This window comes from Janibacter sp. A1S7, from assembly GCF_037198315.1.
In the GTDB taxonomy this organism is placed as follows: domain Bacteria; phylum Actinomycetota; class Actinomycetes; order Actinomycetales; family Dermatophilaceae; genus Janibacter; species Janibacter alittae.
Window position 1 is genome coordinate 2,205,005 of the sequence record NZ_CP144913.1, and the last position, 17,686, is coordinate 2,222,690.

Below are 17,686 nucleotides of genomic sequence, written 5' to 3' on the forward strand. Positions count from 1 at the left end.
GGATGGCGCCATGCCGACGGACCTCGACCGACATGAAGCGTGGCTCAGCCGCGAGGACCTGGACAACATCCGCGGGCGGGTGCCGATCCTCTACGTGGCCGCCGTCCCCGTGCGGGTGGCGGACAACGGCTCGGTGACCCGCGTCGGACTGCTCCTGCGGGCCTCGGACACGGGGACGATGGATCGTGAGCTCATCGCCGGGCGGGTCAACTACCACGAGCGGGTGCGCGATGCCCTCGTGCGGCACCTGGAGAAGGACCTGGGTCCGATGGCACTGCCCTCCGTCCCGGCCTCACCCGTCCCCTTCACCGTCGCGGAGTTCTTCCCGACGCCGGGCATCACGCCCTTCCACGACCCACGGCAGCACGCGGTCGCGTTGAGCTTCATCGTGCCGGTGCGCGGTGACTGCGCCCCCCAGCAGGATGCCCTCGACCTCGCGTGGCTCACGCCGGAGGAGGCCGGCGAGACCGGTCTGCAGGCGGAGATGGCCGGGGGCCACGGCGCGCTGCTCCAGCAGGCGCTGGCGCACCTGGGGCACGGCGGCTTCTGAGCCGAGACCCCGGGCGACCCGGTCGGCCCCTGCGGTGGCGGCACGCGATGGCTGCGCGACGGCAGTGCGGGCCCCCGCGGTCGCGGGGGCCCGCACGTGCAGTTCCTACTTCTTGACCGTCGAGGTGCGGCGCAGCCGGGTGTTGACGAACTCTCCCATCCCCCAGCGGCCGAGCTCGCGTCCGAACCCGGACCGCTTGACACCACCGAAGGGCAACCCGGGAAGGGTCGTACCGTGCTCGTTCACGTAGGCCATCCCGACCTCGAGCCGGTCGGCGATCTCCTGGGCACGGGAGACGTCCGTGCCCCACACCGAGCCGGACAGGCCGAAACTCACGTCGTTGGCGAGCGTGACCGCGTCATCGGTCGAGTCGACGCCGTAGACGACGGCGACGGGTCCGAAGATCTCCTCGCCGTAGGCATCCATGTCCTTGGTGACTCCGGTCAGCACGGCCGGACGCATGAAGGCGCCGTCCCCGTCGATCGCGTCACCTCCGGTGTGCAGCGTTGCCCCCTGCTCGACCGCTCGCTGGACCTGCGCCACAACCGTGTCGCGGGCCGTGATCGAGGACAACGGCCCCACGGTCGTCTCCGGGTCGGTGGGGTCGGCGACCGTCGCGGACTCGAACTCCCGGACGATCGTCGCGACGAAGTCATCGACACGACCATTCGGGACGATCATCCGCTTGGGTGAGTTGCACGCCTGCCCCGCGTTGGACAGTCGGGCGGCCGCAGCGATCTGTGCGGTCGTCTCGAGGTCGCCGTCATCGAGCACGATCAGGGCATCTGAACCGCCCAGCTCGAGAACGGCCTTCTTCAGGTTCCTTCCGGCGGTCTCGGCGACGGACGCACCGGCGCGCTCGCTTCCGGTCAGGGAAATGCCCTGCACGCGGGGATCGGCAATCATGTCCGCGATCTGCTCGTTCGTGGCGAACACGTTGATGTAGGCGTCCTCGGGGACCCCGGCCGCGTGGACGATCTCGGCCATGACCTCCGCAGAGGCCGCGCAGATCGGGGCGTGCTTCAAGACGATGGTGTTCCCGGCCATCAGGTTCGGACCCACGAATCGGGCCACCTGGTAGTAGGGGTAGTTCCACGGCATGACCCCGACGAGCGGACCGACGGGGGTGGTCTCGACGAGCGACTCGTCGGAGCCCTGGGGGTCGAGGACCTCCGGTTCGAGCAGGGCAGGTCCATGGTCCGCGTACCAGCGGTAGATCGCCCCCGCGAGGTCGACCTCGCCCTGGGCTTCGGCCAGAGGCTTGCCCATCTCGGTGGAGATCACGGTCGCGAGCTCGTCCCGGCGCGCATCGTAGGCATCCGCGATGTGGGTCATCATCCGGGCGCGCTCGGCGGCAGGGGTCGTCCGCCACGACGCGAACGCCTGCGTCGATCGGGCGAGGACCTGCGGGACGTCGGCGTCGGTCAGCTCATCGAACTCGCGCACGACCTCACCGGTGGTCGGGTTTGCTGTCACGTACGTGGGCATGTGTGGTGCCTTTCATCGGGTGGAGGAGGCGGGCGATGTCGTCACGCCGTTCGGCGAGCACTCGAGGACGGTGTGGTTCCGGGGCTTGGCAGCAGGTCGTGGACAACGGCCACGGCCCGCGCACGGAACACGTCCTTCGCACTCCTCGGTGAACTCGACGATCCCGTCGAGTACTGTTCGATAATATCGTGCACGATCCAATCGCGCAATTGGAGGGCGCGGTAGGCTGTGTGGATGAGATCCACCCCCGCCCTTGATCTCGAGCTGGACCACCAGCTCTGCTTCGCCCTGTACGACGCGAGCCGCGCGATGATCAGGGCGTACGGGCCGTTGCTGAGCGAACTCGGGCTCACCTACCCGCAATACATCACGATGCTCGTGCTGTGGGAGGCGCCGGACGCCGTCCCGGTCGGAACGATCGGCACCCGCCTGCACCTCAGCACGAGCACACTGACCCCGCTTCTCAAGCGCCTCGAGAGCCTCGAGCTCCTGAGGCGGGATCGCGACCCGGAGGACGAGCGGCGAGTGCTCGTGACGTTGACCAGTGCGGGCGAGGAGCTGCGTGATCGCGCCACGACGATTCCGTGCGAGATCGGTGCGCGCCTCGGTCTGGACGTTGCCGAGGAGGAACGACTTCGCGACACCTTGCGCCTGGTCGCCCACTCCCTCGACGCCGACGCGCCGCCCGTCGACCCTGCATGACGCAGCCGGTGGCCGACGACAGGTGATGCACGCCTGGACCCCACGGGCCAGGACGTCGTGACTGCTTACCTGCTGAACTGGTCCTTCCTGCGGGTCATGTCCTTGCGGTCCTTGGTGTAGGCCTCCTCGTACGTCGGTGCCGTGCCGCCGAGGCGGGCCGGGTGGAAGCGCAGCTCGTCCCCCTTCGGCTCCGGGTAGGCCGCGATGGTCTCGTCGAGCATCCGCTTCATCACCTCGCGAAGGTGGGCGGTCACCTCGGCGACGTCGTCGTTGGGGCCGACGTGGATGGGCTCCCCGATCGTGATGTGGATCGGTGTGCTGGTCCGACCCAGCCGCTTGGGCACGTCCTTGGTCCAGATGCGGTGTGCGCCCCAGACGATCGTCGGCAGGATCGGCACGCCGGCGTCCTGGGCCATGCGTGCGGAGCCGGACTTCAACTCCTTGATCTCGAAGGAGCGGGACATCGTCGCCTCCGGGTAGACACCGACGATCTGTCCGTCGCGCAGCCGCTGGGTGGCCTCGACGAGGGCACCGGCGCCGGCACGACGATCGACCGGGATGTGCTTCAGGCCCCGCATGATCGGGCCCGCGACCCTGTGCTGCCAGATCGACTTCTTGGCCATGAAGCGCACCCAGCGCCTGCTCCTGCGGGCACCGAGCCCGGCGAAGACGAAGTCCATGTACCCGGTGTGGTTGATCGCCATCACGGCACCACCGCGGCGCGGGACGTGGGTCTCGCCCGTGATCGTGAAGCGGTATCCGTTGATGAGGAAGATGGCACGGGCGATGATGATGATCAGCCGGTAGAGGGGCTCGGGTGCACGCATGTCGACAGAGTACGACGTCCGCGCCCGAGCAGTGGCCCCGATTGGCAGGGCAGTCGGCGGGGATGGGAAGATTCGCCCCATGACCGAGCACTCCCTGGCCCCTGACGCTGCCCGCATCCCGGAGCGTCCCTCCCTCGACGGGCTCGAGGAGAAGTGGGCCGCGGTATGGCGCGAGCAGGAGACCTATGCCTTCGACCGGACCGGTGGGCGCGAGCAGGTCTTCTCCATCGACACCCCGCCGCCGACCGCGAGCGGCAGCCTGCACATGGGGCACGTCTTCAGCTACACCCACACCGACTGCATGGCCCGCTACAAGCGGATGCAGGGGTTCAACGTCTTCTACCCGATCGGCTGGGACGACAACGGCCTGCCGACCGAGAAGCGGGTGCAGAACTACTACGGCGTCCGCGGCGACTCCTCGCTGGCTCACGACCCGGACTTCACGCCCCCCTTCGCCGGGACGACGAAGACGGTCAAGGCCGCCGACCAGGTCCCGGTCAGCCGGCAGAACTTCATCGAGCTGTGCGACGAGCTGACGGTCAAGGACGAGCAGGCCTTCGAGTCCCTCTTCCGCCGGCTGGGCTTCAGCCTCGACTGGAACATCCAGTACCGCACGATCGACGAGCACTCCCGCGCGACGGCCCAGACGGCCTTCCTGCGCAACCTCGCCCGCGGTGAGGCGTACACGGCCGAGGCACCCGGCCTGTGGGACGTCACCTTCCAGACCGCGGTCGCCCAGGCCGAGCTCGAAGCCCGCGACTACCCCGGCGCCTACCACCGGGTGGCCTTCCACGGCCCGGACGGACCGGTGCACATCGAGACCACGCGCCCCGAGCTGCTGCCGGCGTGCGTGGCACTCATCGCGCACCCTGACGACGATCGCTACCAGAGCCTCTTCGGCTCGCGGGTCACGTCCCCGATCTTCGGGGTCGAGGTCCCGGTCGTCGCCCATCGCGGCGCGGAGATGGACAAGGGCGCGGGCATCGCGATGTGCTGCACCTTCGGTGATCTCACCGACGTCATCTGGTGGCGCGAGCTGCAGCTGCCGACCCGCTCGGTCGTCAACCGCGCCGGCCGGATCGTCACCGAGGTCCCCGGGTGGATCTCCGGATCCGCGACCGGGACGCAGGTCTTCGAGCAGATGTCCGGCAAGACCGTCCACTCCGCCCGCCAGGTCGTCGTGGACGCCCTGATCGAGTCCGGGGACCTCGTCGGCGAGCCGGAGAAGACCCAGCGCAAGGCGAACTTCTACGAGCGCGGCGAGAAGCCGTTGGAGATCGTCACCTCGCGCCAGTGGTACATCCGCAACGGCGGCAGGGACCACGAGTGGGAAGGGCGGTCGCTCAACTCCGCCCTCATCGACCGGGGCGACGAGATCGCCTTCCACCCGGAATTCATGAGGTCGCGCTACAAGAACTGGGTCGCCGGCCTCAACGGCGACTGGCTGATCTCGCGGCAGCGGTTCTTCGGCGTCCCGATCCCGGTCTGGTACGCCCTCGACAGGGACGGCGAGCCGCAGTACGAGTCGCCGCTCGTGCCCGAGGAGTCACAGCTGCCGATCGACCCCACCGCGAGCGTGCCGAGCGGGTACACCGAGGACCAGCGCGACCAGCCGGGCGGATTCACCGGTGACCCGGACGTCATGGACACCTGGGCCACCTCCTCCCTGTCGCCGCAGATCGCCGGTGACTGGCTGGGTCGAGAGCGCGGGGACAACGACCTCTTCGACCGGGTCTTCCCGATGGATGTGCGCCCGCAGGGACACGACATCATTCGCACGTGGCTCTTCGCCAGCGTCGTGCGCGCCCACTTCGAGCACGGGAGCGCCCCCTGGAAGAACGCGGCGATCTCCGGCTGGATCCTCGACCCCGACCGGAAGAAGATGAGCAAGTCCAAGGGCAACGTCGTCACTCCCGAGGACGTCGTCGTCGAGCACAGCGCCGATGCGGTGCGCTACTGGGCTGCCTCCGGACGTCTGGGTACCGACGCGGCCTACGACACCGGGCAGATGAAGATCGGTCGTCGACTGGCGATCAAGTTGCTCAACGCGAGCAAGTTCGCGTTGGGGTTCGGCACCGTCGAGGGTGACCTGGCGGCTGCCGTGACCAACCCGCTGGACCAGTCGATGCTCGCCGGGCTCGGCCGGGTGATCACCGACGCGACCGCCGGCTTCGAGGGCTGGGACTACACGCGCAGCCTCTCGGTGACCGAGACCTTCTTCTGGACCTTCTGCGACGACTACATCGAGCTGGTCAAGGACCGCGCCCACGGCGGGGACGGTCGGGACCCGGCGGGGACGGACTCCGCTCGCGCCGCACTTCGCCTGGCGCTCGACGCGCAGCTGCGCCTGCTGGCGCCGATCCTGCCCTACGCCACCGAGGAGGTCTGGTCCTGGTGGCACGAGGGCTCGGTGCACCGTGCCACCTGGCCGACGACGAACGAGCTGCCCTCCGGCGGCGACCCGGCCGTCCTCGGTGCCGTCGGCGAGGCCCTCGGCCAGATCCGAAAAGCCAAGTCCGACGCCAAGGTCGGCATGCGCAGTCAAGTCACCTCGGCCACGCTCGTCGCCCCGGCCGCGACGGCCGAACTCGTCCGGGTCGGCGAGGCAGACCTGCGCAGTGCAGGACGGCTGACCGGATCCTTCGGGCACGCCGAGGGCGAGGAGATCGAGCTGCGCGACGTCGAGCTGATCCCCTTCGTCAAGCCGAAGAAGAACTGAGCGTTCCCCCGTCCGACGCCCGGCGCAGCGCCTCCGGGGTCGGGTCGGGGTTCAGGTGCGGCACCCGCCACGGGGCCACGGCCGGCAACCCGCTGCCCACCCGACGGTGTCCGGTGGGCTGGACCAGGATCCACGGGACCGACCAGCCGCCCAGGTCGAGGCGTCGCGTGGCGAAGGCGACCTCGGTCAGGGGCAGCACCCGGCCGGAGCTCGGCTCGTACGCCAGTAGCTCACCGCTTCGTGTACCCGGGATGACGAGGACGATGTGGCGCGGCAGCAGGGTGTTGCCCACGTAGAGAGCAGCCGGTTCCCCGTCGACGACGAGATCGGTCAGCCGGCGGTACCGGGCGCGCAGCGACTCCTGCGAGTGGCCCCGGACCGAGACCAACCGATAGCGCGTCCCCACCCTCGAGGAGCCGCGCTCCAGCTCGTGCTTCAGGCCCCACGGCGGTGTCCCCATGGCCCTCGGCCACGCGATGGTCATCCCCCCGGCCGGCGTCGTCCAGCCGTTCGTGCGGGCCTGGACGGTGCGCTCCCAGGATGCGAAGCGTTCGGCCTGCGTCCTGCCCTCGGCGCCGGGGACCGGGTGGCCCTCACCGTGGACGACCCACCGGGAGAAGGGCGCGTCGACGAGCATCCGGGCCACGGTCGCGCACGCCGAACCGCAGGTCGTCGGACTCTGCTGTCGCGGGCCCGATGACCCGGTCGTCAACCGGAAGGGTGCGCTCACCCGACCATTGTCTCAGGTGGGTCAGGCGGAACGCTTGTGCTTGCGCTTGCCGCTCTCCTCGTGGCGCACGATCGTCGGCAGGACGTTGTCGCGCACGACTTCCTCCGTGACGACGATCTGCTTGATCCCTTCGTCGCTCGGGGCATCGAACATCACCGGGAGGAGCACCTCCTCGAGGATCGCCCGCAGACCACGCGCACCGGTCCCACGGGCGATCGCGGACTCGGCGATCGCCTCGAGAGCATCATCGGTGAACTCCAGGTCCACACCGTCGATGCCGAACATCTTGCGGTACTGCTTGACCAGTGCGTTCTTCGGCTCGGACAGGATCTCCACCAGCGCCTGGCGATCGAGCGGGCTGACGGTGGTGATGATCGGCAGACGGCCGATGAACTCCGGGATGAGACCGAACTTCATCAGGTCCTCGGGCATGACCTCGGTGATCGCCTCGGCCAGGTCGGTGGACTTGTGCAGCTCGGAGCCGAAGCCCAGCCCCTTCTTGCCCACGCGCGACTCGATGATCTTCTCCAGACCGGCAAAGGCGCCACCGACGACGAAGAGGACATTCGTCGTGTCGATCTGGATGAACTCCTGGTGCGGGTGCTTGCGTCCACCCTGCGGTGGGACCGAGGCGGTCGTGCCCTCGAGGATCTTCAGCAGCGCCTGCTGCACGCCCTCGCCGGAGACGTCACGGGTGATCGAAGGGTTCTCCGACTTGCGGGCGACCTTGTCGACCTCATCGATGTAGATGATCCCCTGCTCGGCCTTCTTGGTGTCGTAGTCGGCCGCCTGGATGAGCTTCAGCAGGATGTTCTCGACGTCCTCGCCGACGTAACCGGCCTCGGTCAGTGCCGTGGCGTCGGCGATGGCGAAGGGGACGTTGAGCATCCGCGCGAGCGTCTGGGCGAGGTAGGTCTTGCCGCATCCGGTCGGGCCGATGAGCAGGATGTTGGACTTGGCGATGTCGACATGGTCCTCGTCGCGCTTGGCGGCGGCACCGTCGTCGGCCTGGATGCGCTTGTAGTGGTTGTAGACCGCGACGGCCAGCGCCTTCTTCGCCTTGTCCTGACCCACGATGTACGTCTCGAGGAAGTCGAAGATCTCGCGCGGCTTGGGCAGCTCGTCGAGGCCGAGGTCACCGGTGTCGGTCAGCTCCTCCTCGATGATCTCGTTGCACAGGTCGATGCACTCGTCGCAGATGTACACGCCCGGACCGGCGATGAGCTTCTTGACCTGCTTCTGCGACTTGCCGCAGAAGGAACACTTGAGCAGGTCGCCACTCTCTCCGACTCGTGCCACGTCCGATCCTCTCTGCCTGGTGTGCCGACCCGTCCGGCCGCCTGTGTGTCGACGCTACCCAAAACGGGGTGTCTCGGACCCCATTCGACACCCCCGGACGGGCACGCGTCGCCCTTGTCCGCTATGAGCGGAACGGTAGCGGCTCCCCCGGGACAGCACGAAGGGCCCCGGAGGTCCGAGGCCCTTCGTCGTCGTGCCCGTTCAGTCCTCGAGGGAGGCCTTGCGCGGGCTGAGCACCTCGTCGATGAGGCCGTACTCCTTGGCCTCCTCGGCGGAGAGGATCTTGTCGCGCTCGATGTCCTCGCGCACCTCCTCGGCGGTCTTGCCCGAGTGGCTCGCCCAGGTCTCCTCGAGCCAGGTGCGCATCCGCAGCACCTCGTTGGCCTGGATCTCGATGTCGCTGGCCTGGCCGTACTCACCGCCGGCGAGTGCCGGCTGGTGGATGAGCACGCGGGCATTGGGCAGGGCGAAGCGCTTGCCCGGCGCGCCGGCACCCAGCAGCACCGCGGCCGCGGACGCCGCCTGGCCGATCACGAAGGTCTGGATGTCCGGCCGGATGTACTGCATCGTGTCGTAGATCGCGGTCATGGCCGTGAACGAGCCGCCGGGGCTGTTGATGTACATGAGGATGTCGCGCTCGGGCTCCATGGACTCGAGCACGAGCAGCTGGGCGATGACGTCGTCGGCCGAGGCGTCGTCCACCTGCACACCGAGGAAGATGATCCGGTCCTCGAAGAGCTTGGTGTACGGATCCGTGCGCTTCATGCCGTACGAGGTGCGCTCCTCGAACTGCGGCAGGACGTAGCGGTTCGACGGGCCGGGGCGCATCGGGGCGCCACCCGGCTGGTTGGTACGGAGCTGGGGGTCGAAGTTCATGGGGTCTCCTGATGGCTCGCGGGGAAGGGGCTCAGTCGCTGACGGGGTTGGCGTCCCCGCGACCGGCCTGGTCGGAGCGCTCGAAGACGTGGTCGACGAAGCCGTACTCCTTGGCCTCCTGCGCGCCGAACCACCGGTCACGGTCGGAGTCGATGTGGATCTGCTCCTGCGTCTGCCCGGTGTGCTCGGCGATGAGCTCGGCCATCTGGGTCTTGACGAAGAGCATCTGCTCGGCCTGGATCTTGATGTCGGAGGCCGTGCCACCGATGCCGCCCGACGGCTGGTGCATCATCACCCGTGCGTGCGGGGTCGCATACCGCTTGCCATGCGTACCGGCCGACAGGAGGAACTGGCCCATCGAGGCGGCCAGACCCATCGCGACGGTGGCGACGTCGTTGGGAATCCACTTCATCGTGTCGTAGATCGCCATGCCCGCGGAGATCGAACCGCCGGGGCTGTTGATGTAGAGCCAGATGTCCTGCTCGGGGTCCTCTGCGGCCAGGAGCAGCATCTGGGCGCAGATGGCGTTCGCGTTGTCGTCGCGCACGTCCGACCCGAGGAAGATGATGCGCTCCTTCAGGAGGCGCTGGTAGATGTGGTCGTCGAGTCCCATCCCGCCCTGCGGGCCGGCCGCGACGATCTCGCTGCTGTTGCTCACGCTCACTCGCTTCTCCGCCGTGACGGCGGTGCTCTGGTCAATGGCCTGTGGCTTGCTGTCCCTGTCACCGACCCTAACGCTCGCCGGCCCGGACTGTTTCCCGTCCCCGGCACGTGTTCGCCGTGAGCGCAACGCACACGCCGACGTGGGCAGCGGACCCGGCGCGCGGGCCCGTCCGTTCACGGCTCCTGCGTGGGCGGGCCGACCAGGAGGGCGAGACCGGCGAAGCCGTCGAGCTCGACGTGGAAGCCGTGCAGCTGGTCGACCTCGCCGAACGTCGACCCGTCCCCCAGGTCCATCAGACGCGACCCGGGCTCGAGGGACTCGCTGATCACCGTCCCGGCGACCGACTCGGCGGAGAAGTTGAGGACGGTCACCTGCAGCTGTCCGGGAACCTGCTCGTACTCGTGCACCAGGACGAGCATCGCCTCGTGGGCGACGTCGGGGACGTCCACCTGGCGGGTCGTGGCGATCGCGAAGTACCCGCGCAGGTGGAGGATCTCGCGCAGGCGGGTGACGAAGGAGTCGTGCTCCTGCAGCTGTCGGTCGACCGGCCCGTAGAGGCTGCGGGCGCGTGGCATGCCGGACGTCGACCTCTGCTCGCCCGGTGCGACGTCGAGCAGGTCGTAGGCCGGCCGGTGGATCCACCGCGTGTCACCCTCGTGCAGGAGGCCCTCGATCTGCGTCGCCGGAATCGGTAGCGCGCCGACGAGATCCCACCCCGACAGCGCGAAGACGCCGGGCTGGAGCGCGTTGAACATCACGAGCAGGAGGTGGGCACGACGCACCTGCTCGACCTGCTCGGCGGTGATCGCATCGAGATCGGTGATGCCCAGTGCCGCGGTGATCACGGAGGCGGTGGTCGAGGCGATGCCGTTGGTCGTGAAGACGAGGTTGTAGGGCGCGGCGTCCCCGGTCAGCGCGTCGGTCAGCTCCCCACGGATCGTCTCGGCCAGCTCGTCCCCCGTCACCTCTCCCCCGCGGAAGGTGAAGACGTCCTCACGGTGACGACTGGCGAAGTGGACGAACTCGTAGGTCAGCTCGTCGTGGTTCTGCAGCGCGTGCACCAGCCCGGCCGCATCGACGCCCAGTCGCTGTGCCTCGCGCAGGGTCAGGCGCAGGAACTCGGTGTCCCCCGTGGCGAGGGCGTGGTGGTAGGCGGGCCGGGTGATGAAGTCGTAGGACAGGTCGGCGCCGCCGGCGGCGGTGTCCCTGATGTCCTCGATCGAGAGGTTGAGCTCCTGGAAGGTGAAACCGCCGACCTTGCGCACCATCGAGCCGATGAGCTGGTTGGCGGCCTCCGAGAGCGGATGCCCCTCGGACCAGGCCGGTCCGACCTCGAGGGTGCGCTCCACCCCGAGGAAGCCGTTGGCGTCCAGCCGCAGACCCCCGGAGCCGAGGTCACCGATGCTGTGGAGGGCGTCACCGATGACCAGGCGCATCCCGGCGAAGGTGGGGTCGAGCCAGTTGATCGACGGCTGCCCCTCCTTGAAGTAGTGCAGGTAGACCCAGCGTCGGGTCACGCCGTCCGGTCCGGTGACCGGCGCCGTGGCCGACCAGTTGGTGTCCTTGACCCCCGGCACGTGGAAGATCACCCGCTGCAGCTCGCCGATGATGTGCCCGGCCTCGGTGAGGGCCATCTCGTCGACCTCGTCGAGGTTGGCCGAGTCCCTGCCCTCGGGGACCTCCGGGAGCAGGTGCCACTCATCGGGAGGGATGGCGATCATGTGGTAGATCCCCGGGTAGTCCTCCACCCCGAGCTCGGCGAGGCGGAAGTCGGGCCCCTTGCCGGTGTGTCCCGGCACGACGTCGTCGATGACGGTGCCCTCGTGCTCGGCGGCGACCCGGCACATCTGCCGAAAGTCCTCCTCGGAGCCGAAGAGGTCGTCGATGTGCGTCCCGATGCGATCGAAGTGCCCGTCGACGCTCGGGGTCGCGTTCCACCCGGACAGTCCTCCCGCGCGCTTGACCGGGCCGGTGTGCACGGCCTGGATGCCGATCCGCTCGAAGGCGGCCCACAGGTCCGGATCGGCCAGCGCGGCGAGGAACGACTCCCCCGGACGGGTGATCATCGAGATCGGGTAGGCGGTGAACCACACCGAGGCCGTCTGCACCGCCGCCCGTGGGTCGGGGCGCGCGTACGGGTTCTGCCACATGGAGCCCAGGCCGCTGAACTGGTTGGAGATGTCCTTGGCGTCCTGGAGCATCGACTGACCCCGCAGCCAGTCGACGTAGACGGGGTTGGACCCGACCGGGTCGCCCGCGCGCTCCTGCGCCGACGACGTCGCCGTCTGCGGGCGGAGCCGGGCCCTGGGTCGAAGGGCCTTGGGCCGCGCCGGGAAGAAGACCTGGGCGAAGTTGGGCTCGCCGGGGTCCTCGACCTCGAGCGCCTCGGGCGTCTCGTCGTCCAGCTCGCTCATGGCACCACGCTACGACGTGGCGGGCCCCTGCGTGGCCGTGTCCGCAGGATCGATCCCGGCGGCGTCCCCGGTCGGCGTCCCGAGATGCTCACGGGCCCACCTCGGGACCACGAACAGCGCGTCGGCCTCCGCCGTGACCCGACCCTGCGGATCGCGGATGTCGCCGCGAGCACGAACCTTCCACCCGTCCACCTCCTCGATCCAGCCGCGCACGACGTGCTCGGTCCCGAGCACCGTCGGACGTCGGTAGCTGGTGTTGAGGTAGGCGGTCAGTCCCGGGCGCCCGATCATCGCCGGTGCCGACCCGACGACCTGGTCGAGGACGGCCGCGACCATTCCCCCGTGGACGCACCCCGGCGGGCCCTCGTAGGCGGCACCCAGGCAGAGACTGGCGCTCATGGTGCCATCCGCGTCACCGGTGACCGCCAGGGGCGGGGCGATGGGGTTGCGCATACCGACCATCGGGTTGCCGTGGTCACGCAGGCGTCCGTCGCTCGTGGCCTCGATGCCCAGGGGGTCGCTCTGTGCCCGCGCGAGCAGCCGCTGTGTCAGCGTCCGGACCTCCTGCGCGACGGCCATCAGCGTGCCGTCGTCGACACGCGTGCGCACGCACGCATCGACCAGCTCCCGCAGGCTCTCGGCGAGGTCGCCCTGGGCCTGCTCGGTGACCGCGAGCGCGTCCGGGTCCTCGACGGCGGCGGGAGAGGCGAATGCGCCATCGGTCATGGGAGATCCTCCTGGTGGGCGGGTACTGAACGAGTGTGCAACGTCGCGCCCCCGGGTGCAACGACGGTCAACGAGGGCCGGGCGACCGCTCGCGCACTGCGGGCACCGCAGCGAGCGCCGGCAGGGCCAGCACACCGATGAGCAGCAGTGAGCGCAGCACACCGACGCGGTCCCCCAGCAGGCCGAGCAGGGGCGGCCCGACGATGAACGCGAGGTACCCGATCGTCGAGACGACCGACAACCGGGCCGCCGACCGCGCCGGGTCGTCCGCGGCGGCGCTCATGCCCACGGGGAAACCGAGGCTGGCCCCGACGCCCCACAGCACGACACCGACGAAGGCGAGCGGGGTCGACCCGAGCACCACGAGGAGGGACCCCACGCCGGCGAGGACGAAGAGCCCGCGCAGCACCGGCACCCGGCCGAAGCGGTCGAGGAGCAGGACCCCGACCACGCGTCCGCCGGTCATGGCGCCCAAGAAGGTGGCAAAGGCCAGGACGCCGACCCATCCCGACTGATCGTGCCCGTCGGTGACGGCGATGGCGATCCAGTCGTTGGCGGCGCCCTCCGTCAGTGCCGCGACGAGCACGACGAGGCCGATGACGAGGGTGCGCGGCTCCAGCCAGGCGCTCCCCCGCGCCGAGGTCGTGGTCGTCCCCGCGGTCGTGGTCGCCCCCCCGACCGGCTCCTGCGTGCGGGCGAGGAAGGCGCGCGCCGTGGGGAGCCCGAGCACGAGGACGAGGGCTGCGGCGCCGACGAGGTGCGCCAGGACGGGCACGTTCACGGCCACCAGCCCCGCTGCCACGAGGGCGCCGAGGACGGTCCCGGCCGAGAAGCACGCGTGGAAGAGCGGCATGACGGTCCGGCCGAGGTGCTGCTCGACGGCCGCGCCCTCGTGGTTCATCGCCACGTCCCACAGCGAGACCCCGACCGCGAAGACGAGGAGACCGAGCGCCGTCGCGACAGCGCTCCCGACGAGGTCGAGCCCTGCTCCGAGGGCCACGAGCCCGAGGGCTGCGACGACGATCCCGGTGGTCGTCGTCCGGGCGGCGCCCAGTGCGGTGATGACGCGACCGGCCATCGGCAACGCGAGCACGGTGCCGAGTGCCCCCGCGAGCAGCGTGCGACCCAACTCGCCCGGGGTGAGCGCGAGGTCGGTCCGGATGTCGGGGATGCGGGCCGCCCACGAGGCGAAGCCGAAACCGTTGACCGCGAAGGTCACGAAGACCGCGGCGCGGGCACGACGAAGGGGGTCACCGCCGGCCGGCGGTGACCCCCTTCGTCGTGGGGTGGTGGAGGTCAGGCCTTCTCGCCCTCGGTGACCTCGGCCGGCTCGGCGGTGTCGCCCTCGACGTCCTCGACAGCCTCGACGTCCTCGGCCGCGTCCTCCTCGTCCCCACCGGGGGTGATCTCGTCGAGGTCGACCGGGTTGCCGTCGGCGTCGACGATCGAGGCCTTGTCGAGCGCGGCGGCCAGGGCCTTGCGGCGGGCGACCTCACCGACCATGCCCTCGACCTGGCCCTGCTGGTCCAGCAGCTGGGCGAACTGGTTGGGCTCCATGCCGTACTGCTGGGCCTGCATCATCAGGTACTCGATGAGCTCGGGCTGCCCGACCTCGACCTCCTCGGCCTTGCCGATGGCGTCGAGGAGGAACTGGGTCTTCAGCGCCTTGCGGGTCTGCTCGTCGACCTCGGCGCGGTGCTCGTCGTCCTCCAGGCGGCTCTCCTGCTCGAGGTGGTTGTGCACCTCGGTCTCGACGATGCCCTCGGGGATGGCGATCTCGGTGGTCTCGAGAAGGTGCTCGAGGACCTTGTCGCGCGCCTGGATGCCCTGCTCGAACTTCTTCGCCTGCTCGGCCTGCTTCGCGACGTCCTCGCGCAGCTCGGCGGCGGTGTCGAACTCGCTGGCCATCTGGGCGAACTCGTCGTCGACCTCGGGGAGCTCACGGACCTTCACCGAGTGGACGGTCACGGTGCAGTCGGCGACGGTTCCGGCCTGGTCGCCGCCGGCGAGCGGGGCGGAGAAGTTCTTGGTCTCCCCCTTCGCCATGCCGATCAGCGCCTCGTCGATGCCCTCGAGCATGTTGCCGGAGCCGACCTCGTAGGAGACGCCCTCGACGGAGTCGATCTCCTCACCGTCGGCTTCGGCCTTGAGGTCGATGGAGACGAAGTCGCCGTTCTCGGCGGCGCGGTCGACGCCCACGAGGGTGCCGAAGCGCTCACGCAGCTCGGTGAGCTTCTCCTCGACGTCGGCGTCGGTGACCTCGAGGTTGTCGACCTCGATCTTCAGACCGTCGTAGTCCGGGAGGGTGACCTCCGGGCGCACGTCGACCTCGACGGTGAACGTGAGGTTCTCCTCGTCGGTCATCGGCACCTCGGTGATGTCCACCTGCGGCTGGCCGATCGGGTCGATCTCGGTCTCGTCGACGGCCTTGCCGAAGAACTCCGGGAGGGCCTCGTTGACGGCCTCCTGGATGACCGCGCCCTTGCCGACGCGCTGCTCGATGATCCGCGCGGGCACCTTGCCCTTGCGGAATCCGGGAACCTGGATCTGGTCACCGATCGACTTCAGGGCCGCGTCGACGTGCGGCTGGAGCTCCTCGCTCGGGACCTCGACGGTCAACTTGACCCGGGTCGGGCTGAGGTTCTCGACGGCACTCTTCACTGCAGGCACTCCACACGATCTTCGACGACGACAGGGTTGGGGCGCTGGCTCCCGGGTCGACTTCGACCGATGGGCACGCAGGCACCGTCCCGGCTGGCCGGGACACAACCAGCCACTGTATCGGCTTGGACCGCACAGGCCGAATGCGCGGATGTCAGTCGGTGCGGGGGACCAACGTGATGAGGGTGACGTTGCCCTCGATGCTGCTCTTCTCGGTGACGACGTCGACCTCGTCGCCACGCACGGTGAACAGGGCGATGGCCCGGCCGTCGTACATCTGCTGGAAGTCGGCGTAGGTGTACTTCTTCGTCAACGAAGTCCGTCGCACGTCCATGTGCTGGGCCCGCTCGGTGAGCTCCTTGTACTCCAGCGCGGGGGCGAAGGGGGTGCGCGCCGTCAGGTGCGACGCCGTCTCGGTGCGGTCGCTCCCGACGTGCTCGGTGGCGGCTGGCGCGAGCTGGAAGACGTGCTTGCGTCCCAGGACGTGGGAGAACTCGCGCGCGGCGATGGCATTGCGCTCGTCCTGGTCGGTGGCCGCGACGAAGGTCTTCAGTCCCGCCAGCTCCATGTCGCGCACGACGTAGTCGCTGAGCAGGTTGGCCATCTCGACCCGGATCCCGGCCATCCGGGCCCGGTTGAGCGCCACGCGGTAGACGGAGACCATCACGACGTCGACCCCGAGGTCGTCGAGCGCCTGGGCCACCCGGACGATCCACTCATCCCCTCCGGCGAGGATGACACCCTGCGGTGACGTCGTCGCCAGCCCGAGCCGTTCGGCCAGTCGCCCCACACCCAGTCCATAGATCGCGACCGTGGCGACGATGACCAGGAAGACCAGCGGAACCATCTGGCTCGCCTGCTCGCCGAGCTGGTCCAGACGGGCGGCGTGCGCGGGGTCGGACACCCGCTCCGCGGCGTGCGAGAGCTCGAGCGCGAAGATGCTCGTCACGGCGGCGGCGACGATGCCGCGAGGAGCCATGAACGCGAGCAGGCGACGCTCCTCCTTCGTCGAGCCCGTCCCCAGGAGCGCGAGCTGGATGCTCACCGGGCGGATCACCAGGACGAGGACGAGGACGAAGATCCCGGCCACCGGAGCAATGTCCACGACCGCGCCGGGGGCGACCCGGCCGGCGAGGACGACGAAGAGGATCCCGACCAGGAGCACCTGCAGGTGCTCCTGGAACGTGGCGACGTGCTCCAGGTGGAGGTTGGGCCGGTTGGCGAGGTAGATGCCCAGCAGCGTGACCGTGAGCAGACCGCTCTCGGACTCGATGGAGTTGGACAGGGCGAGCGCACCCACGGCGGCCGCGAGGAAGACCGCCCCGTGGAGGAAGTCGGGCACGAGGTGGCGTTTGATGGCCAGCTCGAGCAGGAGCCCCAGCACGAGGGCGATGACGACCGCCGTGAGGATCGTCGTACCGAGGGTGACCACAACCGCGCCGAAGGGGTCGGCCGAGGCGCCGGCGAGGACCGCCTGGAAGACGAGGACGGCCAGGATCGCGCCGATCGGGTCGACGAGGATGCCCTCCCAGCGCAGCAGCGCCGCGATCCGTCGGGTGGGTCGCAGCTGGCGCAGGATCGGTCCGATCACCGTGGGGCCGGTGACCACGAGGACGGCTCCGACCAGGAGGGCGAGCTCCACGGGGAAGCCGAGGAACCAGACCGTCAGGGTGATCAGCCCCCAGGCCACCGCGACGGTGACCGTGCACAGTCGCAGCGTCGTGCGCCCCAGGTCGCTGATGTCCTTGAATCGCAGCGACAGGCTGCCTTCGAAGAGGATCACGCCGACGGCGAGGCTCACCCCCCCGAAGAGCACGTCCCTGCCCAGGACCGCATCGGGGGTCACCAGCTGACCGAGGCCGAAGCCGACGATCAGCAGGATGAGGATCGAGGGGATGCGCACTGCCCACGCGACGACCTGACAGGCCACTGCGAGCGCGGTCACGAGAGCGAGGTAACTCGCCGGGTCGGTGATCACGGGCGACAGACTGCCATTCGGGCTGTGGCCCACACCAAAGATGCCCACCGTG

General features: G+C 69.4%; 14 protein-coding genes. 3 read left to right on the plus strand and 11 right to left on the minus strand.

Translation table 11 applies throughout. The features are described from left to right. The first annotated feature begins 10 nt into the window (after window positions 1–10). A complete protein-coding gene (locus V1351_RS10575) occupies window positions 11–550 on the plus strand; it encodes an NUDIX hydrolase family protein (protein ID WP_338748111.1) in 540 nt (179 codons plus the stop codon). Window positions 551–655: 105 nt separating this feature from the next. On the opposite strand, the gene V1351_RS10580 is transcribed toward V1351_RS10575, so the two are convergent. Further along, on the minus strand, window positions 656–2,038 hold the full coding sequence (locus V1351_RS10580) for an NAD-dependent succinate-semialdehyde dehydrogenase (RefSeq protein ID WP_338748112.1): 1,383 nt from the start codon (window positions 2,036–2,038) through the stop codon (window positions 656–658). 234 nt (window positions 2,039–2,272) lie between these two features. Here V1351_RS10580 and V1351_RS10585 point away from each other — a divergent pair, with 234 nt between their 5' ends. After that, window positions 2,273–2,740, plus strand: a complete 468-nt coding sequence (locus V1351_RS10585; protein WP_338748113.1) for a MarR family winged helix-turn-helix transcriptional regulator — start codon at window positions 2,273–2,275, stop codon at window positions 2,738–2,740. 65 nt (window positions 2,741–2,805) lie between these two features. Here V1351_RS10585 and V1351_RS10590 read toward each other — a convergent pair whose 3' ends face one another. Continuing rightward, window positions 2,806–3,567, minus strand: a complete 762-nt coding sequence (locus V1351_RS10590) for a lysophospholipid acyltransferase family protein (RefSeq protein WP_338748114.1) — start codon at window positions 3,565–3,567, stop codon at window positions 2,806–2,808. Window positions 3,568–3,646: 79 nt separating this feature from the next. On the opposite strand from V1351_RS10590, the gene valS reads away from it, so the two are divergent. Continuing rightward, window positions 3,647–6,286 (plus strand): valine--tRNA ligase, encoded by a 2,640-nt coding sequence (valS, locus tag V1351_RS10595; protein WP_338748115.1) that lies wholly within the window; start codon window positions 3,647–3,649, stop codon window positions 6,284–6,286. Here valS and V1351_RS10600 read toward each other — a convergent pair. The 9 genes from V1351_RS10600 to V1351_RS10640 all read right to left on the minus strand — a co-directional run bounded on the left by V1351_RS10600 (window position 6,267) and on the right by V1351_RS10640 (window position 17,634). Next, window positions 6,267–7,016: a hypothetical protein gene (locus V1351_RS10600; RefSeq protein WP_338748116.1), complete on the minus strand. Its 750-nt coding sequence runs from the start codon at window positions 7,014–7,016 to the stop codon at window positions 6,267–6,269. The genes valS and V1351_RS10600 overlap by 20 nt on opposite strands. 21 nt (window positions 7,017–7,037) lie before the next feature. Further along, window positions 7,038–8,315 carry an ATP-dependent Clp protease ATP-binding subunit ClpX gene (gene clpX, locus V1351_RS10605; protein ID WP_338748117.1) on the minus strand — a complete coding sequence of 426 codons (1,278 nt, stop codon included), beginning with the start codon at window positions 8,313–8,315 and terminating at the stop codon, window positions 7,038–7,040. A gap of 201 nt (window positions 8,316–8,516) precedes the next feature. After that, window positions 8,517–9,191 (minus strand): ATP-dependent Clp protease proteolytic subunit, encoded by a 675-nt coding sequence (locus V1351_RS10610; RefSeq protein ID WP_338748118.1) that lies wholly within the window; start codon window positions 9,189–9,191, stop codon window positions 8,517–8,519. Between the two features lie 31 nt (window positions 9,192–9,222). Beyond that, on the minus strand, window positions 9,223–9,804 hold the full coding sequence (locus tag V1351_RS10615; protein ID WP_185992615.1) for an ATP-dependent Clp protease proteolytic subunit: 582 nt from the start codon (window positions 9,802–9,804) through the stop codon (window positions 9,223–9,225). Between the two features lie 224 nt (window positions 9,805–10,028). Beyond that, a complete protein-coding gene (gene treS / locus V1351_RS10620) occupies window positions 10,029–12,269 on the minus strand; it encodes a maltose alpha-D-glucosyltransferase (protein WP_338748119.1) in 2,241 nt (746 codons plus the stop codon). Window positions 12,270–12,278: 9 nt separating this feature from the next. Beyond that, complete coding sequence (locus V1351_RS10625) at window positions 12,279–12,995, minus strand: PaaI family thioesterase (RefSeq protein ID WP_338748120.1); 717 nt, start codon at window positions 12,993–12,995, stop codon at window positions 12,279–12,281. Window positions 12,996–13,062: 67 nt separating this feature from the next. Continuing rightward, window positions 13,063–14,214: an MFS transporter gene (locus tag V1351_RS10630; protein WP_338748121.1), complete on the minus strand. Its 1,152-nt coding sequence runs from the start codon at window positions 14,212–14,214 to the stop codon at window positions 13,063–13,065. Between the two features lie 77 nt (window positions 14,215–14,291). Continuing rightward, entirely contained in the window at window positions 14,292–15,665 is a 1,374-nt protein-coding gene (gene tig / locus V1351_RS10635; RefSeq protein WP_422388972.1) for a trigger factor, read from the minus strand. A 145-nt stretch (window positions 15,666–15,810) separates the two neighbouring features. Next, entirely contained in the window at window positions 15,811–17,634 is a 1,824-nt protein-coding gene (locus tag V1351_RS10640) for a cation:proton antiporter (RefSeq protein ID WP_338748122.1), read from the minus strand. Window positions 17,635–17,686 lie beyond the last annotated feature (52 nt).